The 17,153-nt window shown below is 70.4% G+C and carries 16 protein-coding genes; 6 read left to right on the top strand and 10 right to left on the bottom strand.

The window, feature by feature from the left end:
* Window positions 1-100 precede the first annotated feature (100 nt).
* On the top strand, window positions 101-667 hold the full coding sequence (locus G6N51_RS24135; protein ID WP_083169720.1) for a DUF732 domain-containing protein: 567 nt from the start codon (window positions 101-103) through the stop codon (window positions 665-667).
* A gap of 21 nt (window positions 668-688) precedes the next feature.
* Here G6N51_RS24135 and G6N51_RS24130 read toward each other — a convergent pair whose 3' ends face one another.
* Window positions 689-970, bottom strand: a complete 282-nt coding sequence (locus G6N51_RS24130) for a DUF3017 domain-containing protein (RefSeq protein ID WP_083169718.1) — start codon at window positions 968-970, stop codon at window positions 689-691.
* On the bottom strand, window positions 967-1,812 hold the full coding sequence (locus tag G6N51_RS24125; protein ID WP_083169716.1) for a bifunctional methylenetetrahydrofolate dehydrogenase/methenyltetrahydrofolate cyclohydrolase: 846 nt from the start codon (window positions 1,810-1,812) through the stop codon (window positions 967-969). The genes G6N51_RS24130 and G6N51_RS24125 overlap by 4 nt, the downstream gene beginning before the upstream one ends.
* A 138-nt stretch (window positions 1,813-1,950) precedes the next feature.
* Between G6N51_RS24125 and G6N51_RS24120 the strand changes: the two genes are divergently transcribed.
* From G6N51_RS24120 to G6N51_RS24110, 3 genes are all read left to right on the top strand, one after another.
* On the top strand, window positions 1,951-3,168 hold the full coding sequence (locus tag G6N51_RS24120) for an NADH:flavin oxidoreductase (RefSeq protein ID WP_083169714.1): 1,218 nt from the start codon (window positions 1,951-1,953) through the stop codon (window positions 3,166-3,168).
* Window positions 3,169-3,246: 78 nt separating this feature from the next.
* Entirely contained in the window at window positions 3,247-5,889 is a 2,643-nt protein-coding gene (locus G6N51_RS24115; protein ID WP_163750810.1) for an FHA domain-containing protein, read from the top strand.
* Between the two features lie 16 nt (window positions 5,890-5,905).
* Window positions 5,906-8,461 (top strand): ATP-binding cassette domain-containing protein, encoded by a 2,556-nt coding sequence (locus G6N51_RS24110; RefSeq protein WP_083169710.1) that lies wholly within the window; start codon window positions 5,906-5,908, stop codon window positions 8,459-8,461.
* Window positions 8,462-8,466: 5 nt separating this feature from the next.
* Here the strand turns inward: G6N51_RS24110 and G6N51_RS24105 are convergent, their stop codons facing one another.
* The 7 genes from G6N51_RS24105 to G6N51_RS24075 all read right to left on the bottom strand — a co-directional run bounded on the left by G6N51_RS24105 (window position 8,467) and on the right by G6N51_RS24075 (window position 15,650).
* Window positions 8,467-9,018 carry a pentapeptide repeat-containing protein gene (locus G6N51_RS24105; RefSeq protein WP_083169708.1) on the bottom strand — a complete coding sequence of 184 codons (552 nt, stop codon included), beginning with the start codon at window positions 9,016-9,018 and terminating at the stop codon, window positions 8,467-8,469.
* Window positions 9,015-9,581, bottom strand: a complete 567-nt coding sequence (locus G6N51_RS24100) for a GTP-binding protein (protein ID WP_083169707.1) — start codon at window positions 9,579-9,581, stop codon at window positions 9,015-9,017. The genes G6N51_RS24105 and G6N51_RS24100 overlap by 4 nt, the downstream gene beginning before the upstream one ends.
* A gap of 13 nt (window positions 9,582-9,594) precedes the next feature.
* Window positions 9,595-9,969 carry a DUF742 domain-containing protein gene (locus tag G6N51_RS24095; RefSeq protein WP_083169705.1) on the bottom strand — a complete coding sequence of 125 codons (375 nt, stop codon included), beginning with the start codon at window positions 9,967-9,969 and terminating at the stop codon, window positions 9,595-9,597.
* A 6-nt stretch (window positions 9,970-9,975) separates the two neighbouring features.
* Window positions 9,976-10,398, bottom strand: coding sequence for a roadblock/LC7 domain-containing protein (locus G6N51_RS24090; RefSeq protein WP_083169703.1), 423 nt, complete (start codon window positions 10,396-10,398; stop codon window positions 9,976-9,978).
* Window positions 10,395-13,139: an ATP-binding protein gene (locus G6N51_RS24085; protein WP_083169701.1), complete on the bottom strand. Its 2,745-nt coding sequence runs from the start codon at window positions 13,137-13,139 to the stop codon at window positions 10,395-10,397. The genes G6N51_RS24090 and G6N51_RS24085 overlap by 4 nt, the downstream gene beginning before the upstream one ends.
* Before the next feature lie 286 nt (window positions 13,140-13,425).
* Window positions 13,426-14,775, bottom strand: coding sequence for a DUF2254 domain-containing protein (locus G6N51_RS24080; protein WP_083169699.1), 1,350 nt, complete (start codon window positions 14,773-14,775; stop codon window positions 13,426-13,428).
* Window positions 14,776-15,044: 269 nt separating this feature from the next.
* Window positions 15,045-15,650, bottom strand: coding sequence for a class I SAM-dependent methyltransferase (locus tag G6N51_RS24075; RefSeq protein WP_083169697.1), 606 nt, complete (start codon window positions 15,648-15,650; stop codon window positions 15,045-15,047).
* 17 nt (window positions 15,651-15,667) lie between these two features.
* Here G6N51_RS24075 and G6N51_RS24070 point away from each other — a divergent pair, with 17 nt between their 5' ends.
* Both G6N51_RS24070 and G6N51_RS24065 read left to right on the top strand, forming a co-directional pair.
* Window positions 15,668-16,132 carry a tRNA (cytidine(34)-2'-O)-methyltransferase gene (locus tag G6N51_RS24070; protein ID WP_083169695.1) on the top strand — a complete coding sequence of 155 codons (465 nt, stop codon included), beginning with the start codon at window positions 15,668-15,670 and terminating at the stop codon, window positions 16,130-16,132.
* A 46-nt stretch (window positions 16,133-16,178) separates the two neighbouring features.
* Entirely contained in the window at window positions 16,179-16,520 is a 342-nt protein-coding gene (locus G6N51_RS24065) for a YciI family protein (protein ID WP_083169693.1), read from the top strand.
* Here G6N51_RS24065 and G6N51_RS24060 read toward each other — a convergent pair.
* Complete coding sequence (locus G6N51_RS24060) at window positions 16,498-17,142, bottom strand: nitroreductase family protein (RefSeq protein WP_083169691.1); 645 nt, start codon at window positions 17,140-17,142, stop codon at window positions 16,498-16,500. The two genes, G6N51_RS24065 and G6N51_RS24060, sit on opposite strands and share 23 nt — an antisense overlap.
* Between the last annotated feature and the right edge of the window lie 11 nt (window positions 17,143-17,153).

The following is a 17,153-nucleotide window of genomic DNA, read 5'->3' as shown; positions in this document are numbered from 1 at the left end:
ACCTTTACCCCACCGTGTCGTAAACGTGACTGTGATGGCTCAGAGTTCGTAACGTGACTCGAGTGCCCTCGGCGCACTCCACGAACGAGGGGGAGGCTGCATGAGGGCAGCGGCGCGAACGCATCACTGGATCTGGCTGTTTCGGAACCAGCCCCTCACCGTTCGCCTGCTGGCCGTGGCCGCCGCCCTGCTCACCGCGGCGTCGGCGTTCGCCGCGCCCGCCGGGGCGGACAACCCCGACGACAACTTCATCGACGCGCTCAACCACGCGGGCATCGACTTCGGCGAACCCGGAAACGCGATGTCGGTGGGCCAGTCCATCTGCCCGATGCTCGCCCAGCCGGGCGGCAACTTCGCCGCGGCCGCCTCGAGCGTCTCCGGCAGGGGCATGTCACCGATGATGGCGCGCATGTTCACCACCATCGCGATACAGACCTACTGCCCCGAGCAGATGGCGAACCTGGCCAACGGCAATCTTTCGGTGCCACAAGTGCCGGGAATGCCCGGGATGCCCGGGCAGATCCCCGGCATGGCCGGGCAGATCCCCGGGATGACGGGCCAGATCCCCGGGATGACGGGCCAGATCCCCGGGATGGCGGGCCAGATCCCCGGGATGGCGGGCCAGATCCCCGGGGTGGCGGGGCAGATCCCCGGCCTGCCACGGTAGATCTCGACGGGCGCCGGGTTTCTAGCCGGTGCCCAGCGGGTCGATGGTCCACGCAATGTAGACCATCGCCGTCGCGACCGTCGCGGTGGTGACGAAATCAATTCCCTTGCTGCGCACCACCAGAAGACCGGACCGCTCGTCGGGCAGCACCAGTCGCAGCGCCGCGGCCAGGCCGACACCGATGCCGATCAGCAGCGAGCCCCGGCGCCAGAAGTTTGCCCCCACCAGGACAAGCGCCGTGGCGAAGGTCAAGCCCACCAGCAGGATTGGCCACTGGGCCCTGACGACGGACCTCGCGCTCATTCCCGCTCGGCGAGCTCGACGACGTTGCTCAGCAGGAACGCCCGGGTCAATGGGCCCACGCCGCCGGGATTCGGCGACACGTGGCCGGCCACCTCCCACACGTCGGGGTGCACGTCGCCCACCAATCCGTTGTCGGTTCGGCTGACGCCCACGTCGACGACCGCGGCGCCGGGACGCACCATGTCGGCGGTCAGCATGTGCGGCACCCCGACCGCGGCGACGACGATGTCCGCCTGCCTGGTGTAGGCCGCCAGATCACGAGTTCCGGTGTGGCACAACGTGACCGTGGCGTTCTCGGAACGGCGGGTCAACAGCAGCCCCAACGGGCGACCGACCGTCACGCCGCGGCCGATGATGACGACGTGCGCCCCCGCGATCTCGATGTCGTAGCGCCGCAGCAGGTGCACGATCCCACGTGCGGTGCACGGCAGCGGCGCGGGAACGCTGAGCACCAGCCGGCCCAGGTTCGTCGGGTGCAGCCCGTCGGCATCCTTGTCCGGGTCGACCCGCTCCAGCGCCGCGTTCTCGTCCAGATGCTTGGGCAGCGGCAACTGCACGATGTACCCGGTGCAGTCCGGGTTGGCGTTCAGCTCGTCGATGGTGTCGTGCAGGGCCGCGGTGCTGATGTCGGCGGGCAGGTCGCGGCGAATCGACGTGATGCCGACCTTGGCGCAGTCCGCGTGCTTGCCCCGGACGTAGGCCTGCGACCCCGGATCATCACCGACCAGGATGGTGCCCAGGCCCGGGGTGCGGCCCGACGCTGTCAGGGCGGCCACCCGTTGTTTGAGGTCGACGAAGATCTCGTCACGGGTGGCCTTGCCGTCCAGTGTGATTGCGCCCACGCCTGACAGTCTGGCACGGTCGACGACGGCGACCCGCCGCGCCCGGCTTCGCCGCGCTTGCGATCGCCGTCACGGCCGATGATGGCGACCCGCCAAGCCCGGCTTCGCCGCGCTTGCGATCGCCATTAAGCTCCCGATATGTCTACCCCTCCGGACGTGTTCAGCCCCGCCAAGCTCGGCCCGATCACGCTGCGCAACCGCACCATCAAGTCGGCCACGTTCGAGGCCCGCACGCCCGACACCCTGGTGACCGACGATCTGATCGAATACCACCGGCAGCCGGCCGCCGGCGGCGTCGGCATGACGACCGTCGCCTACTGCGCCATCTCCCCCGGCGGCCGCACCGAGGGCAACGGGATCTGGCTGCGGCCCGAGGCGGTGCCCGGGTTCCGCCGGCTCACCGACGCGATCCACGCCGAGGGCGCCGCCGTCAGCGCACAGATCGGCCACGCGGGCCCGGTCGCCAATGCCAAATCGAACAAGGCCAAGGCCCTGGCGCCGGTGCGGTTCTTCAATCCCATCGGAATGCGATTCGCCAAGAAGGCGACCCGTGACGACATCGACGACGTCATCGAGGGGCACGCCAACGCGGCCCGCCTGGCCATCGAAGCCGGCTTCGACGCGGTCGAAATCCATTTGGGCCACAACTACTTGGCGAGCTCGTTCCTGTCCCCGCTGATCAACCGCCGCGACGACGAGTTCGGCGGGTCGCTTCAGAACCGGGCGAAGGTGGCCCGCGGCATCGTCATGGCCGTGCGCCGCGCGGTGGAAAAGGAGGGCACGCCGATCGCGGTGACCGCCAAGCTCAACATGGCCGACGGCGTTCGCGGCGGCATCAGCACCGAGGAATCGCTGACCACCGCGAAGTGGCTGCAGGACGACGGTGGCCTGGACGCGATCGAACTCACCGCGGGCAGCTCGCTGGTCAACCCGATGTATCTGTTCCGCGGCGACGCGCCGCTCAAGGAGTTCGCCGGTGCATTCAAACCGCCGCTGAGTTGGGGAATGCGCATGACGGGCAAGAAGTTCCTGCGCGAGTACCCCTACCGCGAGGCCTATCTGTTGCGCGACGCCAAGCTGTTCCGCGCGGAGCTGACGATGCCGCTGATCCTGCTCGGCGGCATCACCAACCGGGAAACGATGGACCTGGCGATGGCCGAGGGATTCGACTTCGTCGCGATGGCCCGCGCGCTGCTGGCCGAGCCGGACCTGATCAATCGGATCGCCGCCGACGGCGCCCAACACAGCGTGCGGTCGGCATGCACCCACTGCAACCAATGCATGCCCACGATCTACACCCGGACACGCTGCGTGGTCACGGGCGCCCCGGATGTCTTGGCGGGCAATCGCACCTAGCGCACCCACGAGAGCCGGACCGCTGACGCACATTTGGGCCTCAGGGTGGCCTTGGGTTCACGAGATACAGTTGGACCGATGAGTGCACCAGCCCAGCCCGTCTTGACGGTTCGCCATGACGGGTCAGAACGCACCTTCGCCGCCGGTCACGACGTGGTGGTGGGGCGCGATCTGCGCGCCGACATGCGCATCACGCACCCACTGATCTCGCGCGCCCACCTGCTGCTGCGCTTCGACCAGGGCCGGTGGCTGGCGATCGACAACGGTTCGCTCAACGGCACTTTCGTGAACGGCCGGCGCGTGCCGGTGGTCGAGATCCACGACGGGCAGTGTCTCAACATCGGGAACCCCGACGGGCCGCAGCTCACGTTCGAGGTCGGCCGGCACCAGGGGATGGCCGGGCGCCCACCGCAAACCGAGTCGATGGGCATCCCGATGGCGGCCCAACAGTCCGGGATGGCGTGGTCCGCCGCGCCCGCGGGCCCTCCGGCCGCCGCCCCGCCCGGCCCGCCACCCGGCCCGACGGGCCGCCCGCCCAGCTGGGCGTCGCCGCCGCGCAGGCCGCACCCGGGCGCGCCGGGGCCGCGCCCCGCACCGCCGCCTCAACCGATGTATGCCGGCGGCGGCCGCGCGCCGGCCCCACCGCCACCACCGCCCAACTTCCCTCCGCAGCCCAAGGTCTCCGGCCTGGCGTCGCCGCAGACCGAGATGTCGCGCAGAGCCGCCAAGCAGCCCGAGGTGGCGAACCTGGCGACCAAGATGTTCCAGGCGCTCAGGCCTTCTCGGTCCGGGGCGCTGCAGAAGCCGTCCGGCGCACTGACGATCGGCCGTGCCACCGACAACGACGTCGTCATCCAGGACGTCCTGGCGTCCCGCCATCACGCGTTCCTGACCCAGACGCCGCTGGGCACCGAGATCCGCGACGCCCACAGCGTCAACGGCACCTTCGTCAACGGCGTGCGGGTGGGGTCCGCGGTACTCACCGAGGGTGACGTGGTCACCATCGGCAACGTCGACCTGGTGTTCACCCGCGGTGAGCTGCTGCGCCGTACCGAGGCCGCGACGCGCACCGGCGGGCTGGAGGTGAACTCGGTCTGCTTCAAAATCGACGGCAAGCAGCTGATCGACCACATCTCGCTGAGCGCCCGGCCCGGGACGCTGACGGCCATCATCGGCGGTTCGGGCGCCGGCAAGACCACGCTGTCGCGGCTGATGGTGGGCTACACCAGCCCCAGCTCTGGCTCGGTGACGTTCGAGGGCCACGACATCCACGCCGAATACGCGTCGATGCGCAGCAGGATCGGGATGGTGCCGCAGGACGACGTCGTGCACCGGCAACTGACCGTCAACCAGGCCCTGAACTACGCCGCCGAGCTGCGGCTGCCCCCGGACACCAGCAAAGCCGAGCGGGCCCAGATCGTCGCCCAGGTCCTCGAAGAACTCGACATGACCAAGCACGCCGAAACCCGGGTCGACAAGCTTTCGGGCGGCCAGCGCAAACGCGCCTCGGTGGCGCTCGAGCTGCTCACCCAACCGTCGCTGCTGCTGCTCGACGAGCCGACCTCCGGCCTGGACCCGGCGCTGGACCGCCAGGTCATGCTGATGCTCCGCCAGCTCGCCGACGCGGGCCGCGTGGTGATGGTGGTGACCCACTCGGTGTCGTACCTGGACGTCTGCGACCAGATCCTGCTGGTCGCACCGGGCGGCAAGACCGCCTTCTGCGGCCCGCCCGACCAGGTCGAGGCGGCCATGGGCACCCGCAACTGGGCCGACATCTTCGCCAAGGTGGGTGCCGACCCCGACGAGGCCAATCGCCGCTTCCGGGAGCGCAATCAGCAGCAGTCCCAGGCGCCGTCCGCGCAAAGCCCCGCCGACCTGGGCGAGCCACCGAGGACCGACCTCTGGCGGCAGTTGTCCACGATCGCCCGCCGCCAGGTCCGCCTGGTCGTGTCCGACCGCGGCTACACGGTCTTTCTGGCGGTCCTGCCTTTCCTGATCGGCGCGTTGTCGCTGACGGTGAAGGGCCCGCACCCCGGGCTGGGCCCCGCCGACCCGCTCGGCCCCGCGCCCACCCAGCCGCAGTACATCATGGTGCTGCTGAACATCGGCGCCGTCTTCATGGGCACCGCGCTGACCATCCGCGACCTGATCGGCGAGCGCCCGATCTTCCGCCGCGAGCAGGCCGTCGGCCTGTCCACCACCGCCTACCTGCTGGCCAAGATCGCGGTGTTCTGCGTGTTCGCGACGGGCCAGGCGGCCGTGGCCACCATCATCGTGCGGCTCGGCAAGGGCGCGCCGACGGCACACCCGCCGTTCTTCGGCAACTCCACCTTCTCGCTGTTCGTCACCGTCGCCGGGACCTGTGTGGCCTCGGCGATGCTGGGCCTGCTGCTGTCGGCCCTGGCGCAGTCCAACGAACAGATCATGCCGCTCCTCGTCGTGTCGATCATGTCGCAGCTGGTGTTCTCCAGCGGCATGATTCCGGTGTATCAGCGCTTCGGCCTCGAGGAGCTCGCATGGCTGACACCGGCACGGTGGGGCTACGCCGCGGGCGCCTCGTCGATCGACTTTCCGTCGCTGGTGAAGGTCAAACAGATCCCGACCAACGACCCGATCTGGCAGCACTCGAAACACATCTTCGTGTTCGACATGGCGATGCTGGCGTTCCTGTCCGTCGCCTACACCGGCTTCGTCCGGTGGCACATCCGGCTGAAACGCTGAGCTTGCGGCCGGTCCGATGACTCAAGCCGCCGAGCAAGTGCTGACTGTTCGATCCGACCGATCGAAGGGCAGCTTCGCGGCCGGCCGCGACGTGGTCGTCGGCAGCGACCTGCGCGCGGACCTGCGGGTCGCACACCCGCTGGTCGCCCGCGCGCACTTGCTGCTGCGCTTCGATCGCGGCAAATGGGTGGCGCTGGACAACAAGTCGCTGAACGGCTTGTACGTCGACGGCCGGCGGGTGCCGGCGGTCGACATCGAGGACGGCCAGACCATCAACATCGGCAAACCCGACGGTCCACGGATCACCTTCGAGATCGGCCACCACACCGGGACCGTGGGCATGCTTCCGCCGACCACGGAATCGATCCCGGTCATCGCGCCACCCGGCGACGCCGGCCGCGCGAAGCCCGCCGCGCAGCGGCCACCGGCCCCGCCGCGGCAGCCCCCGGCCCCACCGCCGCGCCCGCACCCATGGCAGGGCCCGAGCCGCACGACGGCCGTCCCGATCGTGCGGCCGGACGCCGCGACCCGGTCGGTGCCGCAGTCCGGTGGGCCGCCCGAACTGAACCAGCCGACCGAGATCGGCGTGAGCGGCCAGGCGGCGGAGTTCCCGACCACGCGGGTGAAGAACCTGGGGCCCGACGGCGAGCGGGTGACCGACCGGCCCGGACGCCCCGCCTGGATCGGGCGCGCGCTCGACAACGACATCGTCATCCACGACGTGCTGGCGTCGCGCCACCACGCGTTCCTGACCCCGACGCCCGCGGGTCCCGAGATCCGCGACGCCAACAGCAGCAACGGGACCTTCGTCAACGGCGTCAAGGCCGCGTCGGCCGTGCTGTCCGAGGGTGACGTGGTGACCATCGGGAACGTCGACCTGGTGTTCTCCGGGGGCATCCTGGTCCGCCGGCAGGAGGCGGCGACGCGCACCGGCGGTTTGGAGGTGCGCGGCGTCGACTTCGCCGTCAACGGCAAGAACCTGCTCGAGAAGGTCTCGCTGACCGCCCGCCCGGGCACGCTGACCGCCCTCATCGGCGGGTCCGGCGCGGGCAAGACCACGCTGTCGCGGCTGATCGCCGGGTACGCCACCCCGACCTCGGGGCTGGTCACCTTCGAGGGCCACGACATCCACACCGAGTACGCGTCGCTGCGGACCCGGATCGGGATGGTGCCCCAGGACGACGTCGTGCACCGCCAGCTCACGGTCAACCAGGCCCTCGGCTACGCGGCCGAACTGCGGCTGCCACCCGACACCACCAAGGCCGACCGCGAAGAGGTCGTCGCGCAGGTGCTCGACGAACTGGGGCTGACCCAGCACGCGGACACCCGGGTCGACAAGCTCTCCGGCGGGCAGCGCAAGCGCGCCTCGGTGGCCCTCGAGCTGCTCACCGGGCCGTCGCTGCTGATCCTCGACGAGCCGACCTCGGGCCTGGACCCGGCGCTGGACCTGCAGGTCATGACGATGCTGCGCCAGCTGGCCGACGCGGGCCGGGTGGTGCTGGTGGTCACCCACTCGCTGACCTACCTCGACGTGTGCGACCAGGTGCTGCTGATGGCGCCCGGCGGCAAGACCGCCTTCCTGGGCCCGCCCGACCAGATCGGCTCGGTCATGGGGACCACCAACTGGGCGCAGATCTTCGCGAAGGTGGGCGCCGACCCCGACGAGGCCAACCGCCGCTTTTTGGCACAGAACAAACCGCCGCCGCCCGTGGAGACGGAGGCACCGGCCGATCTGGGCGTCGCGCCGCGCACCGGCATGCGCCGCCAGTTCTCCACCGTGGCCCGCCGCCAGGTTCGCCTCGTCGTCTCCGACCGCGCCTATTTCGTGTTCCTGGCGCTGCTGCCGTTCATCATGGGGGCGCTGTCGCTGACCGTGCCAGGCCACACCGGGTTCGGCTACGCCGACCCGACGAGCGATTCGGCCGGCGAGGCCGGGACGATCCTGACCCTGCTGACCATGGCCGCAGCGTTCATGGGCACGGCGCTGACGATCCGCGACCTGATCGGCGAGCGCCCCATCTTCCGCCGCGAGCAGGCCGTCGGGCTGTCCACCACCGCCTACCTGCTCGCGAAGATCGCCGTGTTCTGCGTGTTCGCCGTCGTGCAGGCGGCGATCGCCACCGCCATCGTGGTGATCGGCAAGGGCGCGCCCAAGCGGCCGGCCGTGCTGCTCGGGAACGCCACCCTCGAGCTGTTCGTCGCCGTCGCGGCGACGTGCGTGGCGGCGGCGATGCTGGGGCTGCTGCTGTCGGCGCTGGCGCGCTCCAACGAGCAGATCATGCCGCTGCTGGTGGTGTCGCTCATGGGACAGATGGTGCTTTCCGGCGGAATGGTGCCGGTCACCAACCGGATCTTCCTCGACCAGCTGTCCTGGGTGGTGCCCTCGCGCTGGGGGTACGCCGCGCAGGCGTCGACCGTCGACCTGTGGACCGTGGCGCCCGGCCCGCAGAACCCGCGGGACAGCCACTTCCAGCACACGCCGGGAGCCTGGCTGTTCGACATGGGCATGCTCGCGGCCTTGTCGGTCGCCTATGCCGGCCTGGTGCGGTGGCGCATCCGGCTCAAGCACTGAGCCGATCAGCCGTCGAGGCGCAGGCCCTGCGCCGCCGCGAAGGCCACCGCCTGGCCGACGTCCACGCGGGCGCCCGCCAGCGAGGCGGTCCGCCACAATGCGGGATCCACGGCCGCGCCGCGCAGGTCGGCGCCGTCGAGCCGGGCGCCCGTCGCCCGCGCGCCGGACAGGTCGGCCCCGCGCAACACCGCCTTGCGCAGGTCCGCCTCCACCAGGCTGGCCTCCCGCAACCGGCAGCCGCTCAGGTCGACGCCGCGCAGGTCGTTACCGCCGAGCACCGCCAGCGTGAAGTCGACCTCGTCGAAGGTGATGGGCCGCAGCCGGCACTGCACGAACACCGAGCCCAGCATGCTGCACTGGGTAAACACGCTGTGCCACAACGAGCTTCGCCGGAAGGTGCAATTGCGGAACGCCGACCCGCGGTGTTGGGACTCGGCCAGGTTGGCGCCGTTGAAGTTGCACCCGTCGAACACGGCCCGCTCGGTGTGCAGCCGGCTGAGGTCCTCGTCGGTGAAGTCGTGGCCTTCGAAGTGGCGATCAGCCCACCGCTCGCTCAACTGGCGGTCAGGCTGGTCAGGGCGTATTCGCTGACCGCGATCAGCGCGTCGGTGGCCGACCGGCGGTCCCGGGCGTCGACCGTGATCACCGGGATATGCGCGGGCAGGGTCAGCGCTTCGCGCACCTCCGCGACGGGATAGCGTGGCGCGCCGTCGAACTCGTTGACCGCGACCAGGAACGGTAGGTTGCGGTGCTCGAAGAAGTCGACCGCGGCGAAGCTGTCCTCCAGGCGCCGGCAGTCCACCAGCACGATCGCCCCGATGGCCCCGCGAACCAGGTCGTCCCACATGAACCAGAACCGGCGCTGACCCGGCGTCCCGAACAGGTAGAGCACCAGGTCCTCGTCCAGCGTGATCCGGCCGAAGTCCATCGCGACCGTGGTGGTCCGCTTGTCCGGCGTGGCGTCCAGCGCATCGACGACGGCCGAGGCGTCGGTGAGCATCGCCTCGGTGCGCAACGGCATGATCTCCGACACCGCCCCCACAAACGTCGTCTTGCCGGCGCCGAATCCGCCGGCGATGACGATCTTCGTCGAGGCGTGGGCCCCGGAGTCGGGCCGCATCTCGGAGTGCGTGTCAGAGTGCCTTAAGGCCACGCAGCGTCCTTCCTATCAGTTCGTGGCGCTCATCTCTGGTCGAACGCTCGGACAACGTCCTATGCACCCGAAGGTAGCCGGACAAAACCAGATCACCGACCAGGACGCGCGTGACGCCGAGCGGAAGATCCAGCCGGGCAGAGATTTCCGCCACCGACGGGCTGCCGACGCACAGTTGAATGATCTTGCCTTTCGCGTCGTCGGGGGGCCATCGGTGAGCCAGGCCGGCCTGCAGCGTCTGAATCGGCGCTTCCACGGGAAGGTCGACGTCGGTGCCGGTCCGTCCGGACGTCAGGGTGTAGGGGCGGACCAGGTTGCCTTTACGTGCGGTCGGCCGGGGCTCGCGTTCGTCCATCGCGGCTCACGAGACGCCAGACCGGCGGGTGGACTGCACCACGCCCCCGACCCGCTCGACCAGGATGGCCATCTCGTAGCCGATTTGACCGATGTCGCACGATGTCGCGGCCAGCGTGGCCAGATGCGAGCCGTCGCCGACGCGCATCAACAGCAGGTAGCCGTGCTGCATCTCGACCACCGACTGCAGCACCTGGCCGCCCTCGAACAGCTGCGCGGCGCCGGTCGCGAGGCTGGCCAGCCCGGAGGCCACCGCGGCCAGCTGGTCGGCGCGCTCGCGCGGGAGATGCTCGCTGGCGGCGATCGGCAGCCCGTCGACCGAGACCAGCAGGGCGTGCGCCACGCCGGGGACCTCGCGGGCGAACCGCGTCACCAGCCAGTCCAGGGAGGGGACACCGCCCGCTTGCGGGGGATTTCCGGGTGCGGTCATTGCTCATCGGGCCCTTGGGGATCGCGGGCGTGCGACCGGCCGGTGCGCACCCCGCCGAAGTGGCTGCTGAAGGAGGCGCGCACCGCCTCGGGATCACGGCCCGCGGCGGCGTGCTGCGGTTCGCGGTCGGAGGCGGGCTGGTCCTGGTCGGGCAGGCTCGTCCCGTTGGCCGCGCCGGGAACCAGCCGGGCGCCGGGCGTGCGGACCGGCAGGCCGTGCTCGGCGGTGCGCGACTCCACGGGCTTGTCCTCGGCCGCGGCGGCCAGCGTCCAGCCGCGGTCCCACACCGACTGCCAGTCCAGGTCGGCGCTGTTGACGAGGTCGTGCGGATCGCCGAGCATCTCCGACAGCATCCGCCGGTAGATCACGTCGTCGTCGGCCGGGGCCGTTTCGCTCTTGGGTGCGGCCGGGATCGACGGGCCAGGCGCGCTGGGCGCCGCGGTCGCCGGCTTGTCGGCCTCGCGCGAGCGCGCGGAGAAGAACGCCGACGTGTCCGACGCCGTCCGCGCCGGCGCGGGCTTGGGCTCCGGCTCGGCCGGGGTCACCGGTGCCGCCGGGGCCCCGCTCTCCCACCACGGGGTGGGCAGCTCGCGCCGGTGCCGCCGGGGCGGCTGTTCGGCGGGCTGGGCGGGCACCTCGGTGATGCCGCTGGAACCGGGGTTGCGCCGCGGCAGCAGCGTGACCGGCGGCGCGGGCTTCTCGCCCGCGGGCTGGACGGAGGGTTCGGCGGTGGGTTCCGGCGCGGCGATCGCCGCGGCGAGTTGCGCGCTGGGCGACGAAACCGCGCGGATCCGCGCGGTGCGGACCGGCTGGGCAGCGCCCTCGAGGATGGCCGGCGGCAGGTAGATCTCGGCGGTGGTACCCGAGCCCGTCTCGTTGGCCGCCGGGCCGCGCAGCCCCACCCGGATGCCGTGCCGGGCCGCGATCCGGCCCACCACGAACAGGCCCATGTGGCGGGCGTTGTCGGGGCTGACCTCGCCCCCGGCCTGCAGCCGCATGTTGGCGATGCGCCGATCGGTGTCGTTCATGCCCAGGCCGGCGTCGGCGATCCGCACCACGACTCCCCCCTGGGGATCCGAGCCGCCGCGGGCCGCCGACACCCGCACGGTCGTCGACGGCGGCGAGTAGCGCAGGGCGTTGTCGATCAGCTCGGCGAACAGGTGGATGGCCCCGCCGGCGGCCGCACCGATCAGCGTGCTGTTGTCGGGCAGCCCGGCGATTTCGACGCGGCGGTAGTCCTCGACCTCGGACACCGCGGCGTTGAGCACCGTCGACAGCGGCACCGGGTCGCGCTGGTCGCGGGCGAGCTGCGCGCCGGCCAGCACCAGCAGGTTGGCGCTGTTGCGGCGCAGCCTGGCCGCCAGGTGGTCCAGCCGGAACAGGCTGTCCAGGCGTTCGGGGTCCTCCTCGTTGCGTTCCAGCCGGTCGATGAGCGACAGCTGCTGGTCGACCAGCGAGCGGCTGCGCCGCGACATGGTCTCGAACATGTCGTTGACCAGCAGCCGCAATCGGGCCTCGTCGCCGGCGAGCAGCAGGGCCTGGGTGTGCAGTTCGTCGACCGCGTGGGCGACCTGGCCGATCTCCTCGGTGGTGTAGACCGGCAGCGGCTGCGGCGTCGGCTCGGCGCCGCCCGCCTTGACCCGGGCGATCTCCTCCTCGAGGTCGGTGTGGGCCACCTTGAGGGCGCCGTCGCGCAGGATGCGCAGCGGGCGCACGAGGGCGCGCGCCACCAGCAGCACGACGCCCAGCGCGATGACGATGGCGGAGAGCACCAGGACGGTGTCGACGATCGCGGCGTTGCGCTTGTCGGCGGCCTGGGCATGCACGGACTTGGTCACCGACGCGGTGGCGTCCTTGATGACCTGGTCGGCGATCTCGTCGGTGGTCTGTATCGAGCGCAGCAGGTCGGCGTTGTCGACGAGCACGCTGGCCGGATCGGACATGATCGCCATCCGGGTCACCAGTTGCTGCTGGAGCGTCTTGGCCTCGGGCGAACCGGCGCCGAGGACTTCGCTCATCCCGAACAGCGTCGACGGCTCGGTCCCCGCCAGGGTGATCATCGACGTCCGCAGTTGCGGCTCGGGCAGCTCCGCGCCCCGGGTGACCAGGATCTTCTGCATCGTCATCTGGCCGCGGGCCCCGACCGCCCGGCTCAGGCCCTGGGTCTGGGCGCGGATCTTCTCGTCGTCGACGCGCACCGACGCGTTGATGACGTCCTCCGCGGTCAGCAGGATGGGGGCGTACAGGGTCACCCGCTCCCGCAAACCGAGGCCGTTGTCGGTCGCCTTATTCACGAGCATCTGACCGCCGTCGAGCAGGTTGTTGACTCCCGATCGGACCTCGGGGCTCACGTCGGTGTCACGCAGCCGCGTGTCCAGTTCGTACTTGCGCGCCTCGAAGTTCTTCTTGGCCCCCTCCACGTCGCGCCCTGTGCTGCCCGCCACCAGGGCGACGTCCAGGGCGGACATGTACTTGGTGATCACCGGGACCACGTCGGCGCGGGCCGCGGCCAGCCGCAGGCCACTCGAATTCGCCATCGCGCCCTCGATGCGCAGCGCCCCGAACACCGTCGCCAACAGCAGCGGGACCAGCACGATGGCCAGGACTTTCCACCCGACCGGCCAGTTGCTCAGCGACCAGGCCGGCGGGCGTTTGGCCGGCGCCGCGTCGGCGGCGCCGGGCTGTGCGAACTCGGGCGCGGCCGCCTCGGCCGAGTGGGCCGGGCGGGCGAACATGGTCACGTCGCCACGGCCGCGCGACCGGCCGCTGCGCTGATGCTCAGCGCTCGAGAAAACGAGAGGCTCATGAGACTTCCTGCTTTATCCACCCGTGCCACGCCAGAGGGGGCGCGAGCGCGTTGACGTGGCAATCCGACGAGTATGACAGCCCGCGGCCCAGCTCACCAGAATCCGTACTGAGCAGACAGGCCCCTCCAAGGTGAACCCGCGCGCGGGCGGACGATTCTGGCAAACAGGGGCCGCCGGAAAGCTACGCCGGGCGGAGGCGGAAGATCGCGCATCGCACCTGTTAGCGGTTCGGACGTGCATCGCTTCGATCGACGAGGTGGGTGAGGGCGTGCTCGACCCGGCGCGCCGCCTCCTGCAGTTGTTCGATCTCCGTGTCGTCGAAGTTCGAGCGGGCGACCGTGCCCCGCAACCGGTCGAGCTGCCCACGAACGGACGACTCGTCATCGACGTGCCAGGCCAGTTCCTCCAGGAGCAGGAACAGGCGGGCGATCACCTGTGGATCACTGGAGCCGTACCGACGTGGCTGAGTGATCGCGAGGTCGAGGATGTGGGTGAAGCTGGGGCGGCGCAGCGTCACCCGCACCCGGTCGTCGTCGTCGCGCAGCAGCACCGGGCCGAGATCACGGCCGGCCAGTTGGCACAACAGCGCGGAAATATGCCCCAGCGCGTGGATGGCGGTCGTCGGGTCGTTGATGCCCGGCGAGAGCGCCTTGTTCGCGACGTCGGTGAGCTGCCGCAGACCGTAAGACACGTCCTGCGCCGCGGTGCGCTCATAGCCCACCCTGATGGAGCGCTGCACCGCGCGCTGAAGCCGTTCGAAGGCCTCGTCGGTCATGCGGTCCTGCCGGGGCCATGCCACTCCGATCGGAACCCCTTCGACCAATGAGCTGCCGGGATAACAGTCGATGATCAGGTTGGCGTCCGAGTCGATTGCCGCGCAACGCATCCCGGCCTCGTCGATGCTGGTCAGGAATCCCGATGACGGGGCGGTGATGGCCAGAGCGTCGGCGGGCGGGGCGGGGAGAGCGGGAGGCGGGCGCCGATCGTCGAGCGGGCCCGTCGCGATGCGCACCGTGCGGCTCGCATCATCATGGACATCGCGCAGCATGGTCTCGACGCGGATCTGGCGCGCCAGGTGGGCCAGGAACAACACCAGGCCCAAGACGCTCACGATGCCGAGCAGGAAGGCGACCGTCACCGAGACCCGTGGCACGGACGCCGCCCCGCCGCCGTCGCCGCCACGGACCGCACGCAGGACTGTCAGCGCATAGGTGAACGTGGACAAGAACACCGCCAACGTCGCCTGAACGAAAAGGTCGCTGGTAAAGGTCCGCAGCAGTCGTGGAGAGAACTGACTGCTCGCCAGCTGCAACGTCACCACGGTGAGAGAGAACGTCAACGATGTCACGGTGATCAGTGAGGTGGCGATTGCACTGAGAAGAGCGCGAGCCGCGCCCCCGTCGCCACCGAACAACGCATCGGTCACCCATGGCGGCAACCCCTCGTCTATCCGCGCGTCCAGCATGGGCAGACACACCCCTGCCAGCGCCGCGCAGATGACACTCGCCAGCGGCAACGGCCACAACCGGGTCCGGACGCCGTCGCGCGCGGACTCGAATGTCCGCCTCACCGAAATGTCCGCCTCACCGAACAGCCGCCCCGACGGACCGTCCCAACGGCTGCGACGCCATCCCGGACGGAAAAGATCCGCCGTCGGCGGGCCGGGTTTCTGTTGGGCAAGGGCGGCGGTGGGGATGGGCGCGATCGCGTCGACGTGGCAATCCGACGAGTATGACAGCCCGCGGGCCAGCTCACCAGAATCCGTGCTGAGCAGACGGGCCCCTCCAAGGTGAACCCGCCCGCGGGCGCACGGCCCTGGCAAACAGGGACCGCCGGAAGCTACGCCGGGCGGAGGACCGCGACGAGGAAATCCGAGTCATCGGTGAACGGTCGCAGGTCCCAGGTGGACAGCAGCAGGTCGGGCGCGAACCCGGCCGCCGCCGCGTCGCCGAGGAACTCCGCGAAATCGTAGTCGCGGCCGGCGCCGAAGCCGATCGCCGCCCGGCCGTCGTCCGCGAGGTGGGCCCGCAGCCGGCTCAGCACCGGTCCCCGGGTGCTCGGGGCGAGGAACGCCATGACGTTGCCGGCGGACACGATCACGTCGAACGGTTCGGCGATGCCGCGCGCGGGCAGGTCCAGCTCGGCGAGGTCTCCGACGAGCCAGCGCGGGCCGGCGTAATCCTGCTCGGCGGCCTCGATGAGCGCCGGGTCGACGTCGACGCCGACGACGTGGTGACCGGCGGCGGCCAAGTACCCGCCCAACCGGCCGGGACCGCAACCGGCGTCCAGGATCCGCGCGCCGCGGGGCGCGATCGCGTCGACGAAGCGGGCCTCGCCGGCCAGATCGTCACCGGCCCGCGCCATGGCGCGGAACCGCTCGATATACCAGTGCGAATGTCCGGGATCGGCAGCGACTTTCCGCATCCAGAGGCTCTGCTCGACCATGCGACCATTATCGCGTTGTGTTCAAGCTGATGTTCTACTCCCCGCGCATCCCCCCGAATACGGGCAACGCCATCCGGACCGCGGCGGCCACCGGCTGCGAACTGCATCTGGTCGAGCCGCTGGGGTTCGACCTGTCCGAGCCCCAGCTCCGGCGGGCCGGGCTCGACTACCACGACCTGGCGTCCGTCACCGTCCACCCGTCGCTTCAGGCCGCGTGGGACGCGCTCTCGCCGGCGCGGGTGTTCGCCTTCACCGCGCAATCGACCACCTCGTTCGCCGACGTCGGTTACCGGGCGGGCGACGTGCTGCTGTTCGGGCCCGAACCCACGGGCCTGGACGCCGCGACGCTGGCCGATCCGCACATCACCGAGCGGGTGCGCATCCCGATGCTCGCGGGCCGCCGATCCCTGAACCTGTCCAACGCCGCGGCCGTCGCGGTCTACGAGGCGTGGCGGCAACACGGCTATGACGGGGCGGTGTAGTCGACCGCCGCGATGAGAATCGGGCCGCGCGGCGGTCAACAATGGCATGGCAACCTTCATCACGATCGGTTATGGCGACGAAGCCGGCTACCACCGGGTCAGCGACGAATGCAAACAGGCCGCGCACGCGCGCGACGATGAATTGGGCGCTGCCGGCGCAGTTGTGGGGATCGCGGGACGGCCCGTGACGGTGCGCAATCCGGACCGGGCGGGCGTGCGGGTCGAGGAGGGCCCGTTCCAGCGGTCGGCGCTGCCGATCGCGGGGTTCGCCGTGTTGGAGGCCGACGACCTCGACGCGGCGATCGAGCGGGTGAGTCACACGCCCTGCGCGGTCGCGCATGGGGTTGTCGAGGTGTGGCCGCTCGTTACCAGCCGTTCCAGTGCGTGACCTGCTCGGCGGGCAGCCGCTTGGCGGGGCGGAAGTCGGTGCCCTTGGTGTAGGCGATCGGGAACAAGCCGCCCTGGCTGTACTTGCCGTAGGGAATGCCCAGCACGTCGGCCACCTGCTGCTCACCGTCGCGGAGCAGGTGCAACGTCGTCCAGCACGAGCCCAGCCCGCGGGAACGCAGCGCCAGGCAGAAACTCCAGACCGCGGGGAACAGCGAGGCCCAGAACGACACCCCGCCCAACGGCGTCTGGTCGTCGCGGCCCTCGATGCACGGGATCAACAACACGGGCGCCTCGTGCATGTGCTCGGCGAGGTAGGTCGCGGAGTCGCGGACCTTGCCCATCCGCTCGCCACGGGTGTCCCCCTCGCCGTACTCGGGAGCGGGTGAGCTGAGGTAGGCCCGGGCGTTTTTCAGGTAGACGTCGCCGATCGCCTTTTTCTTCTCGGCGTCCTCGACGAACACCCATTGCCAGCCCTGCGAATTGGATCCCGTGGGCGCCTGCAGCGCCAGTTCGAGGCATTCCATCAGCACGTCGCGGCCGACGGGCTTGTCGAAGTCGAGGCGTTTGCGGACCGAGCGGGTGGTGGTGAGGACTTCGTCGACGGACAGGTTGAGGGTCATGCTTGGAGACT

The organism is Mycobacterium paraseoulense (assembly GCF_010731655.1).
Lineage (GTDB): Bacteria > Actinomycetota > Actinomycetes > Mycobacteriales > Mycobacteriaceae > Mycobacterium > Mycobacterium paraseoulense.
The sequence above is the reverse complement of the archived record's forward strand: the minus strand, read 5'-3'. Positions and strand labels throughout refer to the sequence as shown.

Bases quoted from the DNA above. Each gene is read 5' to 3' on its own strand.
- G6N51_RS24135 (WP_083169720.1), top strand. From the start codon at position 101: ATGAGGGCAGCGGCGCGAACGCATCACTGGATCTGGCTGTTTCGGAAC.
- G6N51_RS24130 (WP_083169718.1), bottom strand. From the start codon at position 970: ATGAGCGCGAGGTCCGTCGTCAGGGCCCAGTGGCCAATCCTGCTGGTG.
- G6N51_RS24120 (WP_083169714.1), top strand. From the start codon at position 1,951: ATGTCTACCCCTCCGGACGTGTTCAGCCCCGCCAAGCTCGGCCCGATC.
- G6N51_RS24115 (WP_163750810.1), top strand. From the start codon at position 3,247: ATGAGTGCACCAGCCCAGCCCGTCTTGACGGTTCGCCATGACGGGTCA.
- G6N51_RS24110 (WP_083169710.1), top strand. From the start codon at position 5,906: ATGACTCAAGCCGCCGAGCAAGTGCTGACTGTTCGATCCGACCGATCG.
- G6N51_RS24100 (WP_083169707.1), bottom strand. From the start codon at position 9,581: ATGCGGCCCGACTCCGGGGCCCACGCCTCGACGAAGATCGTCATCGCC.
- G6N51_RS24095 (WP_083169705.1), bottom strand. From the start codon at position 9,969: ATGGACGAACGCGAGCCCCGGCCGACCGCACGTAAAGGCAACCTGGTC.
- G6N51_RS24090 (WP_083169703.1), bottom strand. From the start codon at position 10,398: ATGACCGCACCCGGAAATCCCCCGCAAGCGGGCGGTGTCCCCTCCCTG.
- G6N51_RS24075 (WP_083169697.1), bottom strand. From the start codon at position 15,650: ATGGTCGAGCAGAGCCTCTGGATGCGGAAAGTCGCTGCCGATCCCGGA.
- G6N51_RS24065 (WP_083169693.1), top strand. From the start codon at position 16,179: ATGGCAACCTTCATCACGATCGGTTATGGCGACGAAGCCGGCTACCAC.
- G6N51_RS24060 (WP_083169691.1), bottom strand. From the start codon at position 17,142: ATGACCCTCAACCTGTCCGTCGACGAAGTCCTCACCACCACCCGCTCG.